The organism is Planococcus ruber (genome assembly GCF_022819085.1).
In the GTDB taxonomy this organism is placed as follows: Bacteria; Bacillota; Bacilli; order Bacillales_A; family Planococcaceae; genus Planococcus; species Planococcus ruber.
In genome coordinates, this window is the sequence record NZ_JALHAG010000001.1 from 289,858 (window position 1) to 313,412 (window position 23,555).

23 protein-coding genes are annotated in these 23,555 nt (G+C 46.4%); all 23 read left to right on the forward strand.

The features are described from left to right. Positions 1-23 precede the first annotated feature (23 nt). The 23 genes from MTR82_RS01410 to codY all read left to right on the forward strand — a co-directional run bounded on the left by MTR82_RS01410 (position 24) and on the right by codY (position 23,279). Positions 24-260 (forward strand): acyl carrier protein, encoded by a 237-nt coding sequence (locus MTR82_RS01410; RefSeq protein WP_052651208.1) that lies wholly within the window; start codon positions 24-26, stop codon positions 258-260. A 198-nt stretch (positions 261-458) separates the two neighbouring features. Then, positions 459-1,217: a ribonuclease III gene (rnc, locus tag MTR82_RS01415; RefSeq protein WP_246807460.1), complete on the forward strand. Its 759-nt coding sequence runs from the start codon at positions 459-461 to the stop codon at positions 1,215-1,217. Next, positions 1,217-4,765, forward strand: a complete 3,549-nt coding sequence (gene smc, locus MTR82_RS01420) for a chromosome segregation protein SMC (RefSeq protein WP_246807461.1) — start codon at positions 1,217-1,219, stop codon at positions 4,763-4,765. The genes rnc and smc overlap by 1 nt, the downstream gene beginning before the upstream one ends. A gap of 14 nt (positions 4,766-4,779) precedes the next feature. Then, entirely contained in the window at positions 4,780-5,790 is a 1,011-nt protein-coding gene (ftsY, locus tag MTR82_RS01425) for a signal recognition particle-docking protein FtsY (protein ID WP_246807462.1), read from the forward strand. Positions 5,791-5,857: 67 nt separating this feature from the next. Further along, positions 5,858-6,181: a putative DNA-binding protein gene (locus MTR82_RS01430; RefSeq protein WP_052651216.1), complete on the forward strand. Its 324-nt coding sequence runs from the start codon at positions 5,858-5,860 to the stop codon at positions 6,179-6,181. 12 nt (positions 6,182-6,193) lie between these two features. Then, positions 6,194-7,549 (forward strand): signal recognition particle protein, encoded by a 1,356-nt coding sequence (gene ffh, locus MTR82_RS01435; RefSeq protein ID WP_052651218.1) that lies wholly within the window; start codon positions 6,194-6,196, stop codon positions 7,547-7,549. Between the two features lie 92 nt (positions 7,550-7,641). Further along, a complete protein-coding gene (rpsP, locus tag MTR82_RS01440; RefSeq protein ID WP_052651220.1) occupies positions 7,642-7,914 on the forward strand; it encodes a 30S ribosomal protein S16 in 273 nt (90 codons plus the stop codon). A gap of 13 nt (positions 7,915-7,927) precedes the next feature. After that, complete coding sequence (locus MTR82_RS01445) at positions 7,928-8,161, forward strand: KH domain-containing protein (protein ID WP_052651222.1); 234 nt, start codon at positions 7,928-7,930, stop codon at positions 8,159-8,161. A 67-nt stretch (positions 8,162-8,228) separates the two neighbouring features. Further along, a complete protein-coding gene (gene rimM / locus MTR82_RS01450) occupies positions 8,229-8,744 on the forward strand; it encodes a ribosome maturation factor RimM (RefSeq protein WP_052651224.1) in 516 nt (171 codons plus the stop codon). After that, positions 8,744-9,469, forward strand: coding sequence for a tRNA (guanosine(37)-N1)-methyltransferase TrmD (gene trmD, locus MTR82_RS01455; protein ID WP_052651226.1), 726 nt, complete (start codon positions 8,744-8,746; stop codon positions 9,467-9,469). Before rimM ends, trmD begins: the two co-directional genes overlap by 1 nt. A 138-nt stretch (positions 9,470-9,607) precedes the next feature. Next, entirely contained in the window at positions 9,608-9,952 is a 345-nt protein-coding gene (rplS, locus tag MTR82_RS01460) for a 50S ribosomal protein L19 (RefSeq protein ID WP_052651228.1), read from the forward strand. 550 nt (positions 9,953-10,502) lie between these two features. Further along, the gene (gene lepB, locus MTR82_RS01465) at positions 10,503-11,060 is read left to right on the forward strand and encodes a signal peptidase I (RefSeq protein ID WP_246807463.1); all 558 of its coding nucleotides are present in this window, start codon (positions 10,503-10,505) and stop codon (positions 11,058-11,060) included. A gap of 12 nt (positions 11,061-11,072) precedes the next feature. After that, positions 11,073-11,942 carry a ribosome biogenesis GTPase YlqF gene (gene ylqF, locus MTR82_RS01470; protein ID WP_052651232.1) on the forward strand — a complete coding sequence of 290 codons (870 nt, stop codon included), beginning with the start codon at positions 11,073-11,075 and terminating at the stop codon, positions 11,940-11,942. Positions 11,943-12,034: 92 nt separating this feature from the next. Beyond that, the gene (locus MTR82_RS01475) at positions 12,035-12,811 is read left to right on the forward strand and encodes a ribonuclease HII (protein ID WP_246807464.1); all 777 of its coding nucleotides are present in this window, start codon (positions 12,035-12,037) and stop codon (positions 12,809-12,811) included. A 132-nt stretch (positions 12,812-12,943) separates the two neighbouring features. After that, positions 12,944-14,104: an ADP-forming succinate--CoA ligase subunit beta gene (sucC, locus tag MTR82_RS01480; RefSeq protein ID WP_052651234.1), complete on the forward strand. Its 1,161-nt coding sequence runs from the start codon at positions 12,944-12,946 to the stop codon at positions 14,102-14,104. Between the two features lie 17 nt (positions 14,105-14,121). Then, entirely contained in the window at positions 14,122-15,024 is a 903-nt protein-coding gene (gene sucD / locus MTR82_RS01485; RefSeq protein ID WP_052651236.1) for a succinate--CoA ligase subunit alpha, read from the forward strand. A 67-nt stretch (positions 15,025-15,091) separates the two neighbouring features. Then, the gene (gene dprA / locus MTR82_RS01490; protein WP_052651238.1) at positions 15,092-15,985 is read left to right on the forward strand and encodes a DNA-processing protein DprA; all 894 of its coding nucleotides are present in this window, start codon (positions 15,092-15,094) and stop codon (positions 15,983-15,985) included. Between the two features lie 104 nt (positions 15,986-16,089). After that, positions 16,090-18,159: a type I DNA topoisomerase gene (gene topA, locus MTR82_RS01495; RefSeq protein ID WP_052651240.1), complete on the forward strand. Its 2,070-nt coding sequence runs from the start codon at positions 16,090-16,092 to the stop codon at positions 18,157-18,159. Positions 18,160-18,177: 18 nt separating this feature from the next. After that, entirely contained in the window at positions 18,178-19,488 is a 1,311-nt protein-coding gene (gene trmFO / locus MTR82_RS01500; protein WP_052651242.1) for an FADH(2)-oxidizing methylenetetrahydrofolate--tRNA-(uracil(54)-C(5))-methyltransferase TrmFO, read from the forward strand. Between the two features lie 71 nt (positions 19,489-19,559). Next, on the forward strand, positions 19,560-20,453 hold the full coding sequence (gene xerC, locus MTR82_RS01505; RefSeq protein ID WP_246807465.1) for a tyrosine recombinase XerC: 894 nt from the start codon (positions 19,560-19,562) through the stop codon (positions 20,451-20,453). Positions 20,454-20,466: 13 nt separating this feature from the next. Continuing rightward, positions 20,467-21,015, forward strand: coding sequence for an ATP-dependent protease subunit HslV (hslV, locus tag MTR82_RS01510; protein WP_246807466.1), 549 nt, complete (start codon positions 20,467-20,469; stop codon positions 21,013-21,015). After that, positions 21,012-22,412 (forward strand): HslU--HslV peptidase ATPase subunit, encoded by a 1,401-nt coding sequence (gene hslU, locus MTR82_RS01515; protein WP_246807467.1) that lies wholly within the window; start codon positions 21,012-21,014, stop codon positions 22,410-22,412. The genes hslV and hslU overlap by 4 nt, the downstream gene beginning before the upstream one ends. Positions 22,413-22,499: 87 nt before the next feature. Continuing rightward, complete coding sequence (codY, locus tag MTR82_RS01520; RefSeq protein WP_052651250.1) at positions 22,500-23,279, forward strand: GTP-sensing pleiotropic transcriptional regulator CodY; 780 nt, start codon at positions 22,500-22,502, stop codon at positions 23,277-23,279. Positions 23,280-23,555 lie beyond the last annotated feature (276 nt).

A 23,555-nucleotide genomic window follows, 5' to 3' on the forward strand; every position in this document is an offset into this window, starting at 1 on the left:
TGATTTGAGGGGAGGTGACGACATTGGCAACAGTACTAGAGAGAGTAACGAAAGTAATCGTAGATCGTCTTGGAGTAGAAGAGAACGAAGTGAAACTTGAAGCTTCATTCACAGGTGACCTAGGAGCGGATTCTTTGGACGTGGTTGAATTGGTTATGGAACTTGAAGACGAATTCGACATGGAAATTTCAGATGAAGACGCAGAAGGCATGTCTACAGTAGGCGACGCAGTAGCTTATATTGAGAAAAAACAAGCATAATCTTTTTCAAAATATAGAAGGCTGTTGAATGGGCCGGAAAATAAAGCCAATGAGGAAAAGGCCGTGCTTTTTCCTCATTGGCTTTTTCATGCTTCCGATGATAAAAGAACTGTAACAGCGCAGTTAAGACATTTTTTGCACAATGTCCTGAAAAAAGGTAAAATTAAACGAAGAACGTCAAAGGAAGGCAGATAAAAGATGGCAATGAAAAGAAAACCTACCCAGCAGAAAAACGGAACGCTAAAAGAAAGCGAGCGTGCCGCATTTACTGAGCTGCAAGAACAATTGAATATTCACTTCAAGCAACCTGCATTGCTTCACCAAGCATTTACGCATTCATCTTATGTGAATGAGCATCGGAGAAGATATTACACAGACAATGAACGCCTGGAATTTTTGGGTGATGCTGTCCTGGAATTATCGGTATCCCATTACCTGTTTTCAAAATATCCACAAATGAGCGAAGGCGAATTGACCAAATTGCGCGCAGCAATCGTTTGCGAGCCTTCATTGGTTTTATTTGCCAATGAATTGAATTTCGGCCGTTACATTCTTCTCGGCAAAGGGGAAGAATTGACTGGTGGACGCACTCGCCCTGCCCTTTTGGCGGATGTTTTCGAATCGTTTATCGGCGCTCTTTACTTGGATCAAGGGCTGGAGCCGGTAGTGGCCTTTTTGGACGTCGTCTTATTCCCTAAAGTGGAAACCGGTGCTTTTTCGCATGTGATGGATTATAAAAGCCAATTGCAGGAGCTCGTGCAGCAGAAGAACAACGGTGCATTGAGCTATGAAATCATCGAAGAAAAAGGGCCAGCCCATAGCCGCATTTTCGTGACGCGGGTGTCGCTGGCAGAGAAAGAATTAGGAATTGGAAATGGCCGCTCGAAAAAAGAGGCGGAACAACAAGCAGCTAAACTGGCAATCCAAAAATTGCAGGAAGCAGTGGAGGATCAATAATGTTTTTGAAACGATTAGAAATTATGGGGTTCAAATCCTTTGCCGATCGCATCGGCATCGATTTTGTTCCAGGCGTAACCGCGGTAGTCGGCCCTAACGGCAGCGGAAAAAGCAATGTGACCGATGCCATCCGCTGGGTGCTCGGCGAACAATCCGCCAAGTCCCTGCGCGGAGCAAAGATGGAAGATGTGATTTTTGGTGGCAGCGATTCAAGAAAAGCCCTGAATTTTGCGGAAGTCACCTTAATACTTGATAATACGGATGGCCGAGTCCCTCTCGATTACAGTGAAATCAGTGTAACGCGGAGGGTTTTTCGAAGTGGCGAAAGTGCCTATCTGCTTAACAAGCAAAATTGCCGCTTAAAAGACATCACGGATCTGTTCATGGATTCAGGCCTTGGAAAAGAGGCTTTTTCAATCATTTCCCAAGGGCGCGTCGATCAAATCTTAAACAGCAAGGCAGAAGAACGGCGTTCGATTTTCGAAGAAGCGGCCGGTGTTCTGAAATACAAGCAGCGCAAAAGAAAAGCGGAACTGAAACTGAATGAAACAGATGAGAACTTGAACCGCGTGCTCGATATTCTGCATGAGCTGGATAGCCGGATGGAGCCGCTTCAAATCCAGGCTTCGACAGCGCGCGATTACCTGGACATGAGCGAGCAGCTGAAAGACGCAGACATTGCGCTGTTGGCTTTTGATATTAGCCGCCTTGAAGAGGAAATGGCTTCACTAAGAGAAGAAACAAAGAGCCATACCGAAAAAGAACAGCAATTGGGCAAAGAAATTGAAGAAAAAGAACAGGCTGTGAAAAAGATCCGCCGTTCATTAGCCCAATTGGATCTTGAAATTGATGCTTCCCAAAACCGTTTGGTACAAGCGAGCGGCGAAACCGAGAAATGGGAAGGCCGCAAATTATTGATGTCGGAAAAGAAAAGCAACGCTCATCGCCAAGCGCAGCAGCTTCAAGAGTCGCTCGCCGCTGAGCAAGAGGAAAACGGCCAGCTGCAGCAGAAGCATGGGGCTCAATTGCAGCTGCTGGAAGAGCGAAAAGCCGAACAGCGAAAAGCCCAGATTGCGATCAAGCAATTGCAGGATCAATTAAACCGGACGCCTGGGGATATTGAAGAAGATATTGAATCACAGAAATCGGTTTATATCGAATTGATGAATGAGCAGGCAACGGTCCGGAATGAATTGAAAAACCTTGAACTCCAGGAGCTGCAATTATCGGAATCGAGCAGCCGCATTGCCGTACAGCAAGCGGATTTTTCGAAAGAACTGGCTAAACTGGAATCAGAAAAGGCATCAGCCGAAAAGAAACATCAAGAAATCCAGAAGCTGCTGGCTGAAAAACGCGCCCTTTATAAATCGACCGAAACTCATTTTATGGAGCTCAAAACAGGCTATGAGAAAAAGCAGGCGATGCTTTTCCAAGCGTATCAATCCCAAAAGCAGCTAGGTGCACGCATTCAGACTTTACAGGAATTGGAAGCAGATTTTTCCGGATTCTTCCAAGGTGTGCGTGAAGTGCTGGTAGCCCGTGATAAAGGCTTGCTCGAAGGAATTGTTGGAGCCGTAGCAGAAATCGCACAAGTGGACCAGAACTATGCAAAAGCGATTGAAACCGCTTTAGGGGCATCAAGCCAGCATATCATTACCGAAAATGAGCAGCATGCCCGTTCAGCGATCGAATTTCTCCGCAATAAGCGGGCGGGGCGTTCGACGTTCTTGCCGATGACGGTGATGAAATCCCGCAAAATTGCAGAGTCTTCCATTTCAGCTATCAAGCAGCATCCTTCATTCGTCAATATGGCGTACGAATTGGTCAGCTATGATGCCCAGTACCAAATGATTATTGAAAATCTGCTGGGCAATGTCATTGTTGCAAAAGACTTAAAAGGGGCTTCGGCCATCTCCAAATTGACCATGAGCCGCTACCGTGTCGTTACGCTGGATGGCGATGTCGTCAATGCTGGCGGTTCGATGACGGGAGGAGCCAATAAAACCGGGGCCTCGTTTTTCACGAGAAAAGCGGAGCTTGAGCAATTGATCCTTCAGTCGGCAGAACTGGCGGAAACTATTGTCCAGGCGGAGAAAACTGTGAGCCAAGAACAGTCGCAGGTGCATGAAACGGAACAGCGTTTGAACAACCTTCGTTCTGAAGGCGAAAAATACCGGGATTTAGAAGCGGAACGTGCCATGACGCTGCGTGAAGTGGAAGCCGTATTGAAATCGACGAAAGACCGCTTCCGTTTATTCCAGGCAGAACAAAGCAATAAAGATTTTGATCTGACTGAAGTGGCGAAGCGGAAAGAAACGGCTGCTGAACGCCTGGGTGAAATCGGAGAAGAGCTGGTGTCAGTTTCTTCTCAGATCGATGAATTGTCGCATTTCAAGCAGCAAAACGAATCGGCCCGGGATGCCGTAATGGCCAAACTCGCTGACCAGAAATCTTTATTTGCGGTGGTCAAAGAACGCGTCTCCCAATTGGTCCAAAGCGAAGCGGAGCTTCTGGAGCGCAAATTGAAGAGTGACCGCAAATTGCAGGATCTTCAAAAAGAATTGGATTGGATCCAATCGGAAGAAGCCGCGAAGGTTTATTCGGATGAAGAAATCCTTGCCGAGATTGCAAAATGGTCGGAAAAGAAACAATTGGAGCAAGCGGCGGTCGAAGCTTTGAAAGCAGAGCGTCTAGCGAGCCAAACAGAAATGAACGGACTCGACGAAAGTTTGAAAGAACAGCAGCGCCTCTATAAAGGCTTCGTCGAAGCGATCCGCATTTGTGAAGTGAAATCGACCCGGATAGACGTTCAAATCCAGACATTCCTTGCCCAATTGGAGACTGTTTATCAATTGTCGCTGGAAGAAGCGAAGCGGTTTGAATTGAAGGATGAGGAAGAAAATGTCCGCAAGAAAGTGAAATTGCTGAAGCAATCGATCGAAGAGTTAGGGCCGGTCAACCTTGGCGCCATTGAAGAATTCGAGCATGTATCTGAACGCCATACGTTCTTGACCGACCAGCGAAACGATTTGAATGAAGCGAAAGATACGCTGCGCACCGTGATCGGCGAAATGGATGAAGAAATGACCAGCCGCTTTGATGAAACGTTCCATGCCATCCGCACACAGTTCCAGCGTGTGTTCAAAGAATTGTTCGGCGGCGGTGCAGCGGACCTTGTTCTGACCGACCCGAGCGATTTATTGATGACCGGTGTGGATATTATTGCACAGCCTCCCGGCAAAAAACTTCAAAACCTGAATTTATTGTCCGGCGGGGAACGGGCGTTGACGGCCATTGCGCTCTTATTCGCCATCCTGAAAGTGCGCCCTGTGCCGTTCTGTGTGCTGGATGAAGTAGAAGCGGCGCTGGATGAGTCGAACGTTGTCCGTTACAGCCAGTACTTAAAGAAATTCAGCGAAGACACTCAATTTATCGTCATCACGCACCGCAAAGGAACGATGGAAGGGGCAGACGTCCTCTACGGCATCACGATGCAGGAGTCGGGAATTTCCAAACTGGTTTCTGTTAAACTGCAGGAAGAAATTTAAAAAGGAGTGGTTTTGTGAGTTTCTTTAAAAAGTTAAAAGATCGATTTGCCGGCAACGCAGAAGCCGAAGAGTCGACAGAGAAATATAAAGAGGGATTAACGAAAACCCGTACCGGATTTACATCTAAGATCAACGACTTAGTGGCAAGATACCGCAAAGTGGATGAAGATTTCTTCGAAGAATTGGAAGAAATCCTGCTGCAGGCGGATGTCGGCTTTGAAACGGTCATGGAATTGATGGACCAGCTGCGCTTCGAAGTGCAGCGCCAAAATGTAAAAGATACTTCGCGCGTCCAATCCGTTATATCTGAAAAATTGGTGGAGATCTACGAGGGCGGCGACGAAGAAATCAATGAATTGAAATTCGCCGATGGTTTGACAGTCATCTTGTTTGTCGGCGTCAATGGCGTCGGCAAAACGACGACCATCGGAAAATTGGCGCATCGCCTTAAAAGTGAAGGGAAATCCGTGCTTCTTGCAGCCGGCGATACGTTCCGTGCAGGGGCGATCGATCAACTGGATATTTGGGGGCAGCGCGTTGGCGTGGATGTCATCAAACAAAGCGAAGGGTCAGACCCGGCTGCGGTTATGTACGACGCGGTCCGTGCAGCAAAATCGCGCGGCGTCGACGTCTTGATCTGCGATACGGCAGGCCGTCTGCAGAATAAAGTCAATTTAATGAACGAGCTGGAGAAAGTTCATCGCGTCATTTCGCGCGAAGTGCCGGGAGCGCCGCATGAGGTGCTGTTAGCGCTGGATGCCACAACAGGGCAAAATGCTTTAATCCAAGCTCAGACATTTAAAGAAGCAACCAACGTTACAGGGATTGTTTTGACAAAACTCGATGGGACGGCAAAAGGGGGCATCGTTTTGGCGATTCGCCAAAAGCTGAAAATCCCGGTGAAGTTTGTTGGCCTCGGCGAACAAATGAACGATTTGCAGCCGTTCGACCCGCAAAAATACGTCTATGGCCTGTTTGCAGAAGGCCTGGATAAAGAAGAAGAAATGGAAGAGGCAGACAAGTAAAATTACTTGACGGAATAGGCAGTTTTCAGTATTGTTGTCAGTAGAGCAAGCGAGGTGAGCAGCGATGATGGGTTTGGAAAAGACAACACGCATGAATTATTTGTTTGATTTCTATCAGGAGTTGCTGACGCCCAAGCAACGGAGCTATATGATGCTCTATTATTTGGACGATCATTCATTAGGTGAAATAGCCGAGGCTTATGATATAACGAGGCAAGCGGTTTATGACAATATCCGCCGGACAGAAGCGATGCTTGAAGAGTATGAAGCAAAGCTGCAATTATTCGGGAAATTCCAGAAACGCCAGCAGCTGGTTGCGGAATTTGAAAAAGAACCGATTGCAGATGAGCGGGTCCAGGAATTTCTCAATCAATTAAAAGAGTTGGATTAGGAGGCGGAAATAGTGGCATTTGAAGGCTTAGCTGAACGCCTGCAAGGCACGATCCAAAAGATCAAAGGCAAAGGGAAAGTGTCTGAAGCAGACGTTAAAGAAATGATGCGCGAAGTCCGCTTCGCATTAATTGAAGCGGATGTCAACTTGAAAGTCGTCAAGGAATTCGTAAAGAAAGTCAGCGAACGCGCTGTTGGCCAAGACGTTATGCAAAGTTTAACGCCGGGCCAGCAAGTCGTTAAAATCGTTAAAGATGAGTTGACGGAATTGATGGGTGGAGAGCAAAGCAAGATCGAGTTCTCCACCAAGCAGCCAACAGTCATCATGATGGTCGGCCTTCAAGGGGCCGGTAAAACGACGACTACGGGCAAGCTTGCGAGCCAATTGCGCAAAAAGAACAACCGCAAGCCCCTATTGGTTGCGGCAGACGTCTATCGTCCAGCTGCCATCCAGCAGCTTGAAACGATCGGCAAGCAATTGTCATTGCCGGTATTTTCGAAAGGCACAGATATCTCGCCAGTCGAGATTTCACGCCAGGCAATCGAATACGCAAAACAAGAGCATTTGGATACGGTCATTATCGATACGGCCGGCCGCCTGCACGTGGATGAAAACTTGATGCAGGAATTGAAAGATATCCGTGCATTGAAAGAACCGGACGAGATTTTCTTGGTCGTGGATGCAATGACCGGTCAAGATGCCGTCAACGTGGCACAGAATTTCAATGAGGCAATCGGCATTACCGGCGTCGTCTTGACAAAACTGGACGGCGATACACGAGGCGGTGCTGCACTTTCCATCCGTTCAGTCACCCAGAAGCCGATTAAATTTGTCGGGATGGGCGAAAAAATGGATGCGCTCGAGCCGTTCCATCCAGAACGCATGGCGTCCCGTATTTTAGGCATGGGCGATATGCTGTCGTTGATCGAAAAAGCGCAGTCGAATATTGATGAAGCAAAAGCGAAGGAAATGGAAGAGAAATTCCGCACGTCTTCGTTCACATTCGATGATTTTCTGGATCAGCTGACGCAAGTCAAACAAATGGGGCCGTTGGATGAAATTCTGAAAATGCTCCCAGGAGCAAATAAAATCAAAGGGCTTGAAAACGCGAAAGTGGACGAAAGCCAAATGGGGCGTGTCGAAGCGATTATCCGTTCGATGACGAAACAAGAGAAAACGTCCCCTGAAATCATTAATGCAAACCGCCGTAAGCGGATTGCCCGCGGATCCGGCACGACGATCCAAGACGTCAATCGCCTGCTGAAGCAGTTTGAAGACATGAAAAAGATGATGAAACAGATGTCCGGCATGAACCAAAAAGGCAAAAAGAAGATGTCGATGCCTGGATTGGATTCGCTTTTCAAATAAATTTTCAGGTGTTAAGAAAAAATACTTTACAAACTATTTAAAGCTTGCTAATATAATATCTTGTGTGAAACTATTCGGAGGTGCTTTAAGAAATGGCAGTAAAAATTCGTTTGAAACGTATGGGAGCTAAAAAGTCTCCTTTTTACCGTATCGTAGTTGCTGATTCACGTGCTCCACGTGACGGCCGTCAAATCCAGACAGTAGGTACTTACAACCCGCTGACAGTTCCAGCTGAAGTGAAAATCGACGAAGAATTAGCGTTGAAATGGCTTCACGATGGCGCTAAACCATCTGACACTGTACGCAACCTGTTTTCTCAAAACGGCATTATGGAGAAATTCCATAACGAAAAATTAAGCAAGTAAGGGAGTCTTTCTTATGAAGCAGCTGATTGAAACAATTGTGAAACCGTTGGTCGATCATCCGGAAGAAGTTCGAGTTGTAACAGACGAAAATGCAAACCGTATCGTCTACAAGCTTTCCGTGCATTCAGAAGATACAGGGAAAGTGATCGGTAAACAAGGACGCGTTGCGAAAGCGATTCGTTCAGTGGTCTATTCAGCAGCAGGCAATTACCATAAGAAAAAAACTTACGTCGATATTGTGGATTAACAAAAAGGGAGGAGCCTAGGTTCCTTCCTTTTTTGCAGCCAAAACCGAAGTGGAAGGATGTTTTAGCGTGAAATGGTTTAATGTAGGGAAAATCGTCAATACGCACGGCATTCGCGGCGAGGTCCGGGTGATGTCCCGTACGGATTTCCCGGAAGAGCGTTTTGCGGTCGGCATGAAGCTGGGGTTGTTCAAACCGGATGCGAAAAAACCGATCATGGTGAAAATCGCCAGCCATCGCCAGCATAAGAACTTTGAGCTAGTGACTTTTGAAGGCTATCCAAACATCAACGATGTCCAGGAATTCAAGGAATCCTATTTGCGGATTGCGGAGCATGACCTGACCGAGTTAGAAGACGATGCATATTACCACCACGAAATTCTGGAATGTACGGTTTTTTCGACAGAAGGCGAAGAAATCGGCGTAGTGACGGAAATTCTGGAAACGGGTGCCAACGATGTATGGGAAGTCACGCCGAAGAAAGGCAAGAAGCATTACATCCCATATATTGAAGATGTCGTCAAAGAAATCGACATTGATGAGAAGAAAATCGTCATCGAAGTTTTGGAAGGTTTGTTGTCGTGATGAATATACACGTCCTTTCTTTATTTCCGACCATGTTCGAAGGCGTTTTCCAGCAATCCATCCTGAAAAAAGCCCAGGAAAAAAGAGCGGTTTCTTTGGAAATCGTTGATATCCGGGAATTTGCGGACAATAAACGCCAAGTGGACGACTATCCTTTTGGCGGAGGCGCAGGCATGGTGCTGAAGCCGGAGCCGATTTTCAATGCAGTGGAAACTGTGGCAAAAGAACGGAAACCCCGCGTTATCCTCATGTGCCCGCAAGGCGAACGCTTTACGCAGGCGAAAGCGGAAGAGCTTTCAAACGAAGAAGAGCTGATTTTCATCTGCGGCCATTATGAGGGCTATGATGAACGGATCCGCGAGCATTTGGTGACGGACGAAATCTCCATCGGCGATTTTGTGCTGACTGGCGGAGAGCTGGCGGCAATGACCGTAATCGACAGTGTCGTCAGACTTCTTCCGGGCGTGCTAGGGAACTCCGATTCCCCTGTGAAGGATTCCTTCTCTACCGGCATGCTCGAACACCCTCAATACACGCGTCCGGCAGAATTCCGAGGCTGGAAAGTTCCGGCTGTCTTAACTTCAGGAAATCATGCGAAAGTCGACGAATGGAGAGAGCAGCAAAGCTTGCTGCGGACATTGGAGCGGCGTCCGGATCTATTGGAAAAGCTTGAATTGACGCCGAAGCAAGAAAAGCTTTTAGAAGCGTTGAAAAATAAAAAATGATAAGCGGATTTTCTCTTGCAGAACAAAAGATTTGGTGGTACTATGGAGTCTGTACTTTTATGTGAAGTACAGGATCACGGTGTTCCGCTGCAACAATCAATTGTGTGCAAGAGCATCTGTAGAAGGAGAGAAAAAAACATGCAAAACATTATTGCAGACATCACAAAAGAACAACTTCGTACGGATCTTCCAGATTTCCGTCCGGGAGACACTGTTCGTGTACACGTGAAAGTTGTCGAGGGAACTCGCGAACGTATCCAGGTATACGAAGGAGTCGTAATCAGTCGCCGTGGAGGCGGAATCAGTGAATCATTCACTGTCCGTAAAATCTCTTATGGTGTTGGTGTTGAACGTACATTCCCTGTACACACACCAAAAATTGCACAGCTTGAAGTTACTCGCCGTGGTAAAGTACGTCGTGCGAAATTGTACTACTTGCGCAACCTACGCGGTAAAGCAGCACGCATCAAAGAAATTCGATAAGATTGCACTAATGAAAGAGGGCGAATTCGCCCTCTTTCTTTTTGTTTATTTGGAGGGATTGCTGATGCCCCCGGCAGCTAGCCCCGCGGGATCCTAAGTCAGCCCACTCCGGAAATCAGGATTTCCTTCGTGTTCTGCCTTAAGCCTGTCGGGGCTGACAAGGCGTCTCCGCTTTTCTTGTCCAGCTGCAAGAGCCAGCTTCTCGGCTATAAGCCAGCCCGCTGCGGCGGCCACAGCCTCCTCGCAGTCTGTCTAAAACATATATTGCTCCTGCATTACTTCGTGCTTCGTCGCAAAGAGATGGACTGCACTTCGTTTAGACCATCTCTTAGCTGCCGAAGCTAAACGGCTCTTTCCGCTTTTCTTTGTCCAGCTCCAACGGCCAGCCTCTCGAGGTCTTAAGTCGTCTTGCCTGTGCGGCAAAAAGCGCCGCTTCGGCAATCCACCTTAAGCTTGTCGAGGCTAATCGGCCGTTTCCGCTTTTCTTTGTCTTTGCTAAAAGTTTGTTATCCTTGTACAATTAAAACAGAAAGTTTAGGGAGGAACATGGATGGAACGTGAAGTGAAGAAAAAAAATGAGGTTTGGGAATGGTCTAAAGCTTTACTGATCGCGTTCGGTATTGCTGCAATTATCCGCTTTTTCTTTTTCACCCCGATTGTGGTGGACGGAGAGTCCATGATGCCGACTTTGGAACATGGAGACCGGATGATTGTCAATAAGATCGGATATATTGTCGGGGAACCGGACAGATTCGACATTGTCGTTTTCCATGCACCGGAACAGAAAGACTACATTAAACGGATCATCGGATTGCCGGGCGATCACATCGCTTACGAAGAAGATCAGTTATACATTAATGGAGAAGCGGTCGATGAGCCTTATTTAGATGAGTATAAAAAAGGCATTACTGGAACATTAACAGAAGATTTTACTTTAGAAGAGAAGATTAACCAAAGTACGATCCCGGAAGGTTATGTGTTCGTCTTGGGCGATAACCGGAGGGCCAGCAAAGACAGCCGCCATATCGGAATTGTTCCGATTGACGAAGTTATTGGCAGCACGAATTTCGTGTTTTGGCCAGTAGCAGAAGCAGGGGTTATTAATTAAGGAGTGTTTTTAATGACGATACAATGGTTTCCTGGGCACATGGCCAAAGCCAGAAGAGAAGTTACGGAAAAACTGAAACTGGTTGATATCATTTTCGAACTTGTGGATGCCCGGTTGCCTTTGTCTTCACGAAATCCAATGATTGACCAAGTGATTCAGCAAAAACCCCGTTTGATCATATTGAACAAAATGGACATGGCAGATGATGCTGAAACAAAAAAGTGGATTCGTTATTTTGAAGATCAAGGAACAAGAGCCGTTGCCATCAATTCGCTTGAAGGCAAAGGGCTGCAATTAGTGACAAAAGCGTCTAAGGAAATTCTTGCAGAAAAATGGGATCGGATGATTGCGAAAGGCATCAAGCCCCGTGCGATCCGTGCGATGATCGTCGGCATTCCGAACGTCGGGAAATCGACGCTCATCAACCGCCTTTCCAAGAAAAGCTTGGCGAAAACCGGCAATATGCCCGGAGTGACAAAAGCGCAGCAATGGATCAAAGTCGGCAAAGAAATCGAATTGCTCGATACGCCGGGGATTCTCTGGCCGAAATTTGAAGATCCGGAAATCGGCTTTAAGCTGGCCGTCACCGGGGCGATTAAAGACTCGGTCATCCAAATGCAGGAACTCGCGGTCTATTCATTGAACTTCCTGGAACAGCGCTACCCGGAACGGTTATTGGAAAGATACGGAATTGAGCAGGTGGATGAAGAGATTGTCGAGACTTTCGATAAAATCGGCAAGAGGAGAAGATGTTTGACGAATGACGGGGAAGTGGACTATGAAATGACTGCAGAAATCATCGTCCGCGACATCCGGAATCAGCATCTTGGAAAAATCACATTCGATTATAAGGACGAAATGATTACAGAAGACGAAGCGTGATCGGAAACAAAAAGGCTGTTCTCAAGCAATTGGGCACAGCCTTTTCTAATGCCGTTCAAGCGCAGCAGACTAAGCAGAAATGGGTTGAAACAATGCAGAAAATAAAAGACATAAAAGAAAAGTTGGCGGCTTTGGAAGAATGGGATGCGTGGATGGATGAATTGGCAAAAGATGAACGTTCAAGCGTCCGGGCATTGGTGAAAACATGGCAGCGGAAAAAAGAAGCCAAAGCCAAACTAATACATAATCACCAAGCGAAATTGGATTTTGATGAATCATTCAAAACACATCCGGAAGCATTAGTTGCCGGGATTGACGAAGCGGGACGGGGACCGCTTGCGGGACCAGTCGTTACAGCAGCCGTCATCTTGCCGGAAGATTGTACAGCACTCGTCGGGCTGGACGATTCCAAAAAATTATCAAAAGCGAAACGCGATCATTTTGCTGAAATTATTCGAGAGACAGCCGTGAGCTACGCGGTTCACATTCAATCGCCGGAAGCGATCGACCGCTTGAATATATTCCAGGCGACAAAAGAATCCATGACAGCCGCAGCCCAATCCCTGGACCCGCAGCCGCACATTATCTTAGCGGATGCGATGAAGCTGGAGACAGCCAAACCTTGCGAATCCATCATCAAAGGCGATGCAAAAAGTTTGGCGATTGCAGCTGCTTCTATATTGGCAAAAACAGGGCGGGACGCCATCATGGACCGCTATGCAGAAGAATATCCGGAATATGGGTTTGAACATCACGCGGGCTACGGTACAAAAGAACACTTAGCGGCGCTTGCCCGGTACGGCGCCACTCCAATCCACCGAAAAACTTTCGAGCCGATCAAATCGATGGAAGCATCGAACAAGCTTTAATCGGGCGGCTGGATTTTGAATAGTCTAAGTTTTTAGGGCGATAATCATCAACTGTGGACATTCGATGACAACTTTAATACAATGGTATAGGCAATAAAATTACGAGACAGATGTTTGATTGGAGGATGACAGATGAATATCCATGAATATCAGGGAAAACAAATCCTAAAGCAATATGGAGTAGCAGTTCCTGAAGGCCATGTAGCTTTTTCTCCGGAAGAGGCAGTGAAAGCGGCTAAAGAACTTGGTACTGATGTTGTTGTGGTGAAAGCCCAAATCCACGCAGGTGGCCGCGGTAAAGCCGGCGGAGTTAAACTTGCGAAGAACTTGGATGAAGTGCGTACATATGCGAAGGAACTTCTTGGCAAAGTGCTAGTTACGCATCAGACAGGTCCTGAAGGCAAAGAAGTGAAACGCTTGTACATTGAAGCGGGAAGCGACATCCAAAAAGAATACTACCTTGGTTTGGTACTAGACCGCGAAACTTCTCGCGTAACTCTTATGGGTTCTGAAGAAGGCGGAATGGACATCGAGGAAGTGGCAGCAAATACTCCGGAGCGCCTTTTCTATGAAGAAATCGACCCGGTTGTAGGCTTGACTGGCTTCCAGGCTCGCCGCATGGCTTTCAACATGAATATTCCGGCAAAACTGGTAAACAAAGCAGCGAAATTGATGCTTGGATTGTACCAGGCTTACGTGGATACAGATGCAGCCATCGTTGAAATCAACCCGTTAGTGGTGACTGGAGACGGACAAGTCGTAGCATTGGATGCGAAATTCAACTTTGATGCAAACGCTCTTTACCGTCATCAGAACGTGATGGAAATGCGCGACTACGACGAAGAAGATGCAAAAGAAATTGAAGCTTCTAAGTATGACTTAAGCTACATTTCTTTAGATGGGAACATCGGCTGTATGGTTAACGGCGCCGGACTTGCTATGGCAACAATGGATACGATCAACTACTACGGCGGAACACCCGCTAACTTCCTTGACGTTGGGGGCGGTGCCACTGCTGAGAAAGTAACGGAAGCATTCAAAATCATTCTTTCAGACCAGAATGTAAAAGGGATCTTCGTTAACATTTTCGGCGGTATCATGAAGTGCGATATCATCGCAGAAGGCGTTATCCAAGCAGCGAAAGAAGTTAGCTTGAATGTACCTCTAGTTGTTCGTCTTGAAGGAACAAACGTAGAATTAGGTAAAAAACTGCTGAACGAATCAGGTCTTGATATTGTCGCAGCCGGAACGATGGCAGAAGGCGCTAAAAAGATCGTAGAACTTGTAGGCTAAGAAGGGCAGGGACAAAAATGAGTGTATATATTAACAAAGACACGAAAGTACTTGTGCAGGGAATTACAGGGTCAACTGCCCTTTTCCACACAAAACAAATGCTTGAATACGGAACGAAAATCGTTGCCGGCGTAACACCTGGCAAAGGCGGAACTGAAGTAGAAGGCGTACCTGTCTTCAACACTGTACAAGATGCTGTTAAAGCTACTGGTGCAAACGTATCAGTAATTTACGTACCGGCACCTTTTGCTGCAGACGCGATTCTTGAAGCTGTTGACGCCGACCTTGATATGGCGATCTGCATCACTGAGCACATTCCAGTATTGGATATGGTAAAAGTGAAGCGCTATATGGAAGGCAAGAAAACTCGTTTGGTCGGACCGAACTGCCCAGGCGTTATTACACCTGATGAGTGCAAAATCGGTATCATGCCAGGCTATATCCACAAAAAAGGGCATGTCGGCGTAGTTTCACGTTCTGGTACATTGACGTATGAAGCGACTCACCAATTGTCTGAAGAAGGCATCGGCCAGTCTACTGCTGTCGGAATCGGCGGAGACCCAGTAAACGGCACAAACTTCATCGATGTGTTGAAAGCTTTCAACGAAGATGAAGATACGTACGCTGTCGTAATGATCGGCGAAATCGGCGGAACAGCTGAAGAAGAAGCTGCTGCGTGGGTGAAAGCGAACATGACGAAGCCTGTAGTCGGCTTTATCGGCGGACAAACTGCTCCAGAAGGAAAACGTATGGGCCATGCCGGTGCGATCATTTCTGGCGGTAAAGGAACAGCTGCAGACAAGATCAAAGCAATGAACGAAGCTGGAATCGAAGTTGCAGACACTCCATCAGTAATTGGCGAAACATTGATCAAAGTGATCAAAGAAAAAGGCCTTTACGACAAATGTAAAACGCATTGATTAACAGAATAAGGCGCATCTTTTGGATGCGCCTTATTTTTATACAAAAAAATAGAGGAGGCAGAAAATGACTGAAGAATTTTTGCAGCGATTCTATGCACTTCATTATGTTTATCCGAAGCCACTGAACCGGCTCCAGCGATTAATGGCAGATGACCCTGAACTTGGCCGCTTGACATACAGGCCGCCGAACGAATGGTCGGCATTGCTTGGAATATCAATTGCTCAAGCCGCCTCATTGAAAAAAGCGTATGCCGATTCCTTGCATATCCCTTTTGATGAACTTTATCAAAAACATAAGATAACCCCCATATCTTATTTCCACTCCCATTACCCCGAAAGTTTGCTGGATTTGATTGACCCGCCAGCCATCCTATACGCAAAAGGCGATACACGCCTGCTTTTAGCACCCTTTAAAATCGCCATAATCGGCTCTAGAAAAGCTACCGGCTATTCGCGGGCCGCCATTCAGACGCTGCTCCCGCCTTTGATTGCGAAAAAAACGGTTATTGTCAGCGGTCTGGCGGTTGGTGCAGATGCGATGGCGCATCAAGAAGCTATCGATAGTGGAGGCCGGACCATTGCAGTCACCGGAAGCGGTTTTTTGCATCCCTACCCAAAAGAAAATCGTCCGCTCAATAATATAATAGAAGAAACCCATTTAGTCATAACGGAATATCCACCTTATATGCAGCCGCTCAGGTGGAATTTCCCGATGAGAAACCGCATCATCAGCGGGCTGTCAAAAGGGATCATTGTAACGGAAGCGAAAGAGAAGAGCGGAACGATGAGCACGATAGAACATGCACTGGAGCATGGCAGGGACGTTTTTGCGGTTCCAGGGAATATTTACTCACCTTTATCCGCAGGACCCCATAAACTCATTGCAGAAGGCGCTGTACCGCTATGGAACGGGGGGCGGGTACTGGAAGAATACCCCCAACTTACAGAGGATTTATAACTAAGCAAAATGAAAAACCTTGCATTCCGACAAAAACTGTTATACATTTTGCATCAGGTAATTCTTTTATTCATTTTAAGAAACCTCTATGAGGAGGAATATTCATGTCGGATTATTTAGTGATTGTAGAATCGCCGGCTAAAGCGAAAACAATCGAACGCTATTTAGGGAAAAAGTATAAAGTCCGGGCTTCACTTGGCCACTTGCGGGATCTTCCCCGCAGCCAGATGGGCGTGGATGTTGAAAATAATTATGAACCGCGTTATATCACAATTAGAGGCAAAGGCCCTATTTTGCAGGATTTGAAAAAAGAAGCAAAAAAAGCGAAGAAAGTCTTTCTCGCAGCTGACCCGGACCGCGAAGGGGAAGCGATTGCATGGCACTTGGCAAATGCGCTCGGCGTGGACCAGACCACGGAATGCCGCGTAGTGTTCAACGAGATTACAAAAGATGCCATCAAAGAATCATTCAAACATCCAAGAAAAATAGATATGGATTTGGTGGATGCCCAGCAAGCGAGACGGATACTGGACCGCTTGGTAGGCTATAGCATCAGCCCAATCCTGTGGAAAAAAGTGAAAAAAGGCTTGTCGGCGGGACGTGTTCAATCCGTTGCTTTGCGCTTGATCATCGACCGGGAAAACGAAATCAAAAATTTCGAACCGGAAGAGTACTGGTCCATTACAGGCGAGTTTGAAAAAGCGAAGAAGAAATTCGAAGCGCAGTATTACGGCTCTGCCACTGAAAAAATGAAATTGCAAAACGAAGAAGATGTAAAAGCAGTTATGTCTTCGATGAAAGATAAAAAGTTCACCGTGAACCGCGTTGTGAAAAAAGAAAGAAAGAGAAATCCTTCCCCTTCTTTTACAACTTCATCCCTGCAACAGGAAGCTGCCCGCAAATTAAACTTCCGTGCGAAGAAAACGATGATGTTAGCACAGCAATTATATGAAGGCATCGCAGTCGGCAAAGAAGGCATTACCGGTTTGATTACGTATATGCGTACAGACTCCACCCGGATTTCCGAAACCGCTAAAAAAGATGCCATGGATTTTGTGACAAGCAATTACGGAGAAGATTATGTAACCAAAACAACAGCCGCCAAACAGTCGGCCAAATCACAGGATGCCCACGAAGCGGTTCGTCCGACCAGCGTGATGCGGACGCCGGAATCGTTGAAAAGCATTTTGTCGCGCGATTTATACCGTTTGTATAAATTGATTTGGGACCGTTTTGTGGCGAGCCAAATGTCACCGGCTATTCTGGACACGGTGATGGCGGAATTGCAGAACGGGGAAGCGGTTTTCCGTGCCAACGGATCCCAAGTGAAGTTTCCGGGATTCATGAAACTCTATATCGAAGGTACAGATGACCAGACGGAAGACAAAGACAATATTTTGCCCGATATGGCAGAAGGTGATATTGTAGAAGCTGTTGCAATTGATCCGAAACAGCACTTTACTCAGCCGCCTCCGCGCTATACCGAAGCCCGTTTGGTCCGCACTTTGGAAGAATTGGGAATAGGCAGGCCTTCCACATATGCTCCGACATTGGATACGATTCAAAAACGCGGGTATGTCGCATTGGATGCCAAACGATTTATCCCGACAGAATTAGGGGAAATCGTCCACGGACTGGTCAGCGATTTTTTCCCGGATATCTTGAATATCGAATTTACGGCAAAAATGGAAAATGATCTGGACAGCGTAGAAGAAGGCGATATCGACTGGCGCGCCATCATTGATGTGTTCTTCAAGGATTTTGAAAAAGATCTCGAAGTGGCTGAAAATGAAATGGAGAAAGTCCAGATCAAAGATGAACCTGCTGGCGAAGATTGTGAAGTTTGCGGTTCTCCGATGGTCTTTAAGCTTGGCCGGTATGGCAAGTTTATGGCTTGCAGCAATTTCCCGGACTGCCGGAATACGAAAGCGATCGTCAAGCATATCGGCGTCACGTGCCCGACATGCAAAGAAGGCGAAATCGTGGAGCGCAAGAGCAAGAAACGCCGGGTTTTCTATGGCTGCGAACGGTATCCGGAATGCGACTTTGTCTCATGGGATAAACCGATTGAACGGCCGTGCCCGAAATGCAACGAGCTGCTTGTAGAGAAGAAAGTGAAAAAAGGCGTGCAGATCAATTGCACAAACTGCGACTACAAAGAAGAAGTTCAATAATAGACAGAGGTGTTAACTATGACGAAATATGTAAACGTGATCGGAGCTGGCCTTGCAGGAAGTGAAGCGGCTTGGCAAGTTGCCAAAAGAGGAATTAATGTGCGGCTTTATGAGATGCGCCCAGTAAAACAGACGCCAGCGCACCATACAGATAAATTTGCAGAACTTGTCTGCAGCAATTCATTGCGGGCGAACTCGCTTACCAATGCGGTTGGCGTGATCAAAGAGGAAATGCGCCATATGGATTCGGTCATCATCGAATCTGCAGACCGCGCGTCTGTTCCGGCAGGCGGAGCACTAGCCGTTGACCGCCACGAGTTTGCGGGATTGGTGACGGAAAAAGTCCGCAACCATCCGTTAGTTGAAGTCATTAACGAAGAAGTAACGGAAATTCCGGAAGGCATCACGATCATCGCAACCGGCCCATTGACTTCTCCGGCTTTGGCTGAAAAAGTCAGAGAATTGACAGGTGAGGAATACCTTTATTTCTACGATGCTGCAGCACCGATTATTGAAAAAGACAGCATCGACATGGATAAAGTCTATTTGAAATCCCGTTATGACAAAGGGGAAGCGGCTTACTTGAATTGTCCGATGACGGAAGAAGAGTTTAAACGTTTCCACACGGCTTTGGTCGAAGCGGAAGTCGTGCCGTTGAAAGAATTCGAAAAAGAAATTTATTTTGAAGGCTGCATGCCGGTTGAAGTGATGGCGGCTCGCGGAGAAAAAACATTGACGTTCGGACCGATGAAGCCGGTAGGGCTCGAAGATCCGAAAACAGGCAAACGCCCTTATGCTGTTGTGCAGCTTCGCCAAGACGATGCGGCCGGAACCCTTTACAATATTGTCGGCTTCCAAACGCACTTGAAGTGGGGACCTCAAAAAGAAGTGTTGCGTCTCATTCCGGGGCTCGAAAATGTGGAAATCGTGAGATACGGTGTGATGCACCGCAACACATTCATCAACTCGCCGCGGGTATTGAAGCCGACATATCAATTGAAGGCAAATCCGAACATCTTCTTTGCTGGACAGATGACAGGCGTTGAAGGCTACGTTGAATCAGCAGGAAGCGGATTGCTTGCCGGCGTCAATGCAGCTAAACTTGCACTTGGAGAAGAGCAAATCGTCTTCCCGGCAGAAACGGCTTTAGGAAGCATGGCGCGCTATATTACAGAAGCCGACAGCAAAAACTTCCAGCCGATGAACATCAACTTCGGATTGTTCCCGGATTTAGGCGAACGCGTAAAATCCAAGCAGGAACGTGCTGAAAAACATGCTGACCGTGCACTGGCAGCTATTCACAATTTTATGAATACCGTGACTGTTTAATTGAAAAAAGCCTCTAAATGTTGTTATAATTTAGAGGCTTTTCTATTTGCCAAAAAAGGTGGGTCCATCGGATGAATAAAGAAGAGATGCTCAAATCATTTATGGCCTACATTCAACTCGAAAAAAATTATTCCGAACACACCGTCCACCATTATGAAAAAGATTTGGAGGATTTTTTTCTGTTCCTAGAAAAAGAAGGGATTCCGGATATACGGGATGTAGAATATCTGCACGCTAGAAACTATGTCACGAATCTATACGAAATGACGCTGTCGCGCACGACAATTTCGAGAAAAATTTCATCCATCCGTTCCTTTTTCAAATACGGCAATCGCGAATTCGGGTTAAGTGAAGCCGCTTTCCGTTCGCTTTACCACCCTAAAAAAGAAGAACGCCTGCCGCAATTTTTCTATGAAGAAGAAATGGAGGCTTTATTCCTTTCTGTTCAAGGCGAGGACAAGTTGTCGCTGCGGAATATGGCGATCCTTGAACTGTTATATGCAACCGGCATGCGGGTCAGTGAATGCGTAAATATCCGCATGCAAGATTTGGACCGCCATATGCAGATAGTCAAAGTCATGGGGAAAGGGCGGAAAGAACGCTATATCCCTTATGGCCAGTTTGCCCACGAAGCATTGGAACATTATATTGAAGAAGCACGTCCTAAATTAATGAAGAAACAGGACCATCAAGGGCTTTTCGTCAATAATCGGGGCGAACTGCTGACGGATAGAGGCATTCGCCATATTTTGAGTGAGTGCATGAAAAAGGCATCGATCAATTCCACGATCTATCCCCATATGATCCGCCATACATTTGCAACGCATTTGCTGAATAATGGCGCTGATATGCGGACAGTCCAGGAATTGCTCGGGCATTCACATTTAAGTTCGACGCAAGTCTATACACATGTGACTAAAGAACATTTACGAAAAACATACTTAAATGCTCATCCAAGAGCTTAGAGGGGGATTTACCATGCAGGAATTCCATGCAACTACCATATTTGCCGTGCAGCATAACGGCGAATGTGCCATGTCTGGCGACGGGCAAGTCACTTTCGGCAATGCGGTCGTCATGAAACATACAGCAAGAAAAGTTCGGAGATTATACAATGGCCAGGTCCTGACCGGATTTGCCGGTTCTGTAGCAGACGCTTTTACGCTATTTGAAATGTTCGAAGGCAAACTGACTGAATACAATGGCAATCTTCAGCGCGCAGCTGTGGAACTTGCCAAACAATGGCGAGGAGATAAAATCCTCCGCCAGTTAGAAGCGATGTTGATCGTCATGAACAAGAACGAGCTGCTTCTCGTAGCCGGCACAGGTGAAGTGATCGAACCGGACGATGGCATACTTGCGATCGGTTCAGGCGGGAATTATGCATTGGCAGCCGGGCGTGCATTGAAAAAATATGCCGGCGATCAAATGACTGCCAAAGAAATCGCTCAGTCTGCACTTGAAACAGCAGCGGATATTTGCGTTTATACAAACCACGAAATTATCGTAGAGGAGTTGGGCAAATGAAATCACAACAAGATTTAACTCCTAGACAAATCACCGACCATTTGGATCGGTACATCGTCGGACAAAAAGAAGCCAAGCGTTCAATTGCGATCGCGCTTAGAAACCGCTACCGCAGAAGCCGGTTGGATGAAGAGCTCCGGGATGAAGTGATTCCGAAAAACATTTTAATGATCGGGCCGACGGGCGTCGGGAAAACCGAAATTGCTCGCCGCATCGCCAAATTGACAGGGGCTCCGTTCGTGAAAGTGGAAGCGACAAAATTCACGGAAGTGGGCTACGTTGGGCGTGATGTGGAATCGATGGTCCGCGATCTAGTGGAAGCGGCTGTCCGCATCGTCAAAGAAGAGAAATTTGAAGCCGTCAAATTCCAGGCGGAATCAGCAGCGAATGAGCGGATCGTTAAGCTGTTGGCGCCTTCGCGAAAGAAAAAAGCGAACGGCCAAAATCCATTGGAGATGCTTTTTGGACAAAAAATGGATCAGCAGGAAGAGGAAGATCCGACAGCTGAAGTGGAAGTCCGTGTAAAGCGGCGGGAAATTGCTGCAGACTTGAAGGCAGGAAAACTGGAAGATGAATGGGTCATGGTAGAAGTGACTGAAAACATGCCATCCATGTTTGATGCCCTGCAAGGTTCGGGAATGGAACAAATGGGTGCAAATATGCAAGATGCCTTATCCTCATTGATGCCGAAGAAAAAGAAAAAACGCCGTCTGCAAGTGAAAGAAGCCAGAAGAATATTAACAGCCGAAGAAGCCGCGAAATTAGTGGACGATGAGGAAGTGGCTTTAGAAGCGATCAAGCGTTCTGAACAGCATGGCATTATCTTTATTGATGAAATGGATAAAATTGCGAGCAAGAATAACTCTTCATCTGCCGATGTTTCCCGCGAAGGGGTGCAGCGCGATATCTTGCCGATTGTCGAAGGATCGACCGTATCGACAAAATACGGAGCGGTGAAAACGGATTACATGCTGTTTGTGGCAGCTGGAGCATTTCATATGTCGAAACCTTCTGATTTGATCCCTGAATTGCAGGGGCGATTCCCGATCCGCGTCGAACTTCAGAAGCTGGAAGTTGAAGATTTTGTCAAAATCCTTACAGAACCTAAACATTCTTTGATAAATCAGTACAAAGCGCTTCTCGAAACTGAAGGAGTTATGGTACACTTCAATGATGCGTCAATTATCAGACTAGCGGAAATAGCATATGAAGTGAACCAGGATACAGATAATATCGGTGCCAGAAGGCTCCATACGATTTTAGAGCGTTTGCTGGAGGATCTGTCGTTTGAAGCGTCGGAGATTTCACCGGCTCAAATTGATATCACGCCTCAATATGTGAACGAAAAGCTTGAAAATGTGGCTAAAAATAAAGATTTGTCACAATTTATTCTGTAATTTCATGCAAAATAGTTTCATTAAGTAGTAAAAACCTTTAGAATATTAAATAAATACTGTTCGCAAATTAGTAGGAGGTTCATTTAAATGAATTTATTGGAAAAAACACGTCGTATTAACTCAATGCTGCAAGCAGCTGCAGGGAAACCTGTAAACTTCAAGGACATGGCGGAAACTTTAAGCGAAGTAATCGAATGCAACGCTTTCGTCGTAAGCCGCAAAGGTAAAGTTCTTGGATATGCAATCAACCAGCAAATCGAAAACGAGCGCATGATCGGAATGCTTGAAGAGCGCCAATTCCCAACAGAGTATACTCAAAATCTATCAAATATCCACGAAACAACTGAAAACTTGGATGTTAACAGCGAACACACAATCTTCCCGGTAGAAGAGCGTGAATTGTTCAAAGAAGCGTTGACAACCATCGTACCGATCATCGGCGGAGGAGAACGTTTAGGAACGCTTCTTTTAGGGCGCGTAAACGGCGAATTCCACGATGATGATCTAATTCTAGGCGAATACGGCGCTACCGTAGTAGGGATGGAAATCCTTCGCGAAAAAGGCGACCGCATCGAAGAAGAAGCACGCAGCAAAGCAGTTGTTCAAATGGCGATCTCATCACTTTCTTACAGTGAGCTTGAAGCCATCGAACATATCTTTGAAGAGCTTGACGGCAACGAAGGTTTGCTGGTTGCTTCAAAAATTGCTGACCGTGTCGGCATCACACGTTCAGTTATCGTTAACGCACTTCGCAAACTTGAAAGTGCCGGCGTAATTGAATCGCGTTCTTTAGGGATGAAAGGGACATACATCAAAGTATTGAACACGAAATTCCTAGCTGAACTTGAACAATTGAAAATGAACTAATCAATGATTGAAAGGCACTGGATTGATTCCGGTGCCTTTTTTGTTTGATGCAAGATCCGGAGTGGATTCCGCTTCAAAATATTGCTTTTCAGAGACTAAAACTTAAAATTATTTTCGGAATCCAAACGGACATTTTCTAAGCCCTTCAATTAATAAGAGAAACTTGTTGCGGAACGAACCCAGACCGTGGTATAATTTCAAATGGTGTTAAATACACACGCATTTTGATCTGTTCCGCAGGTGCTTGCAAAAGTAACGGTTCAGAGAAGAAAAATG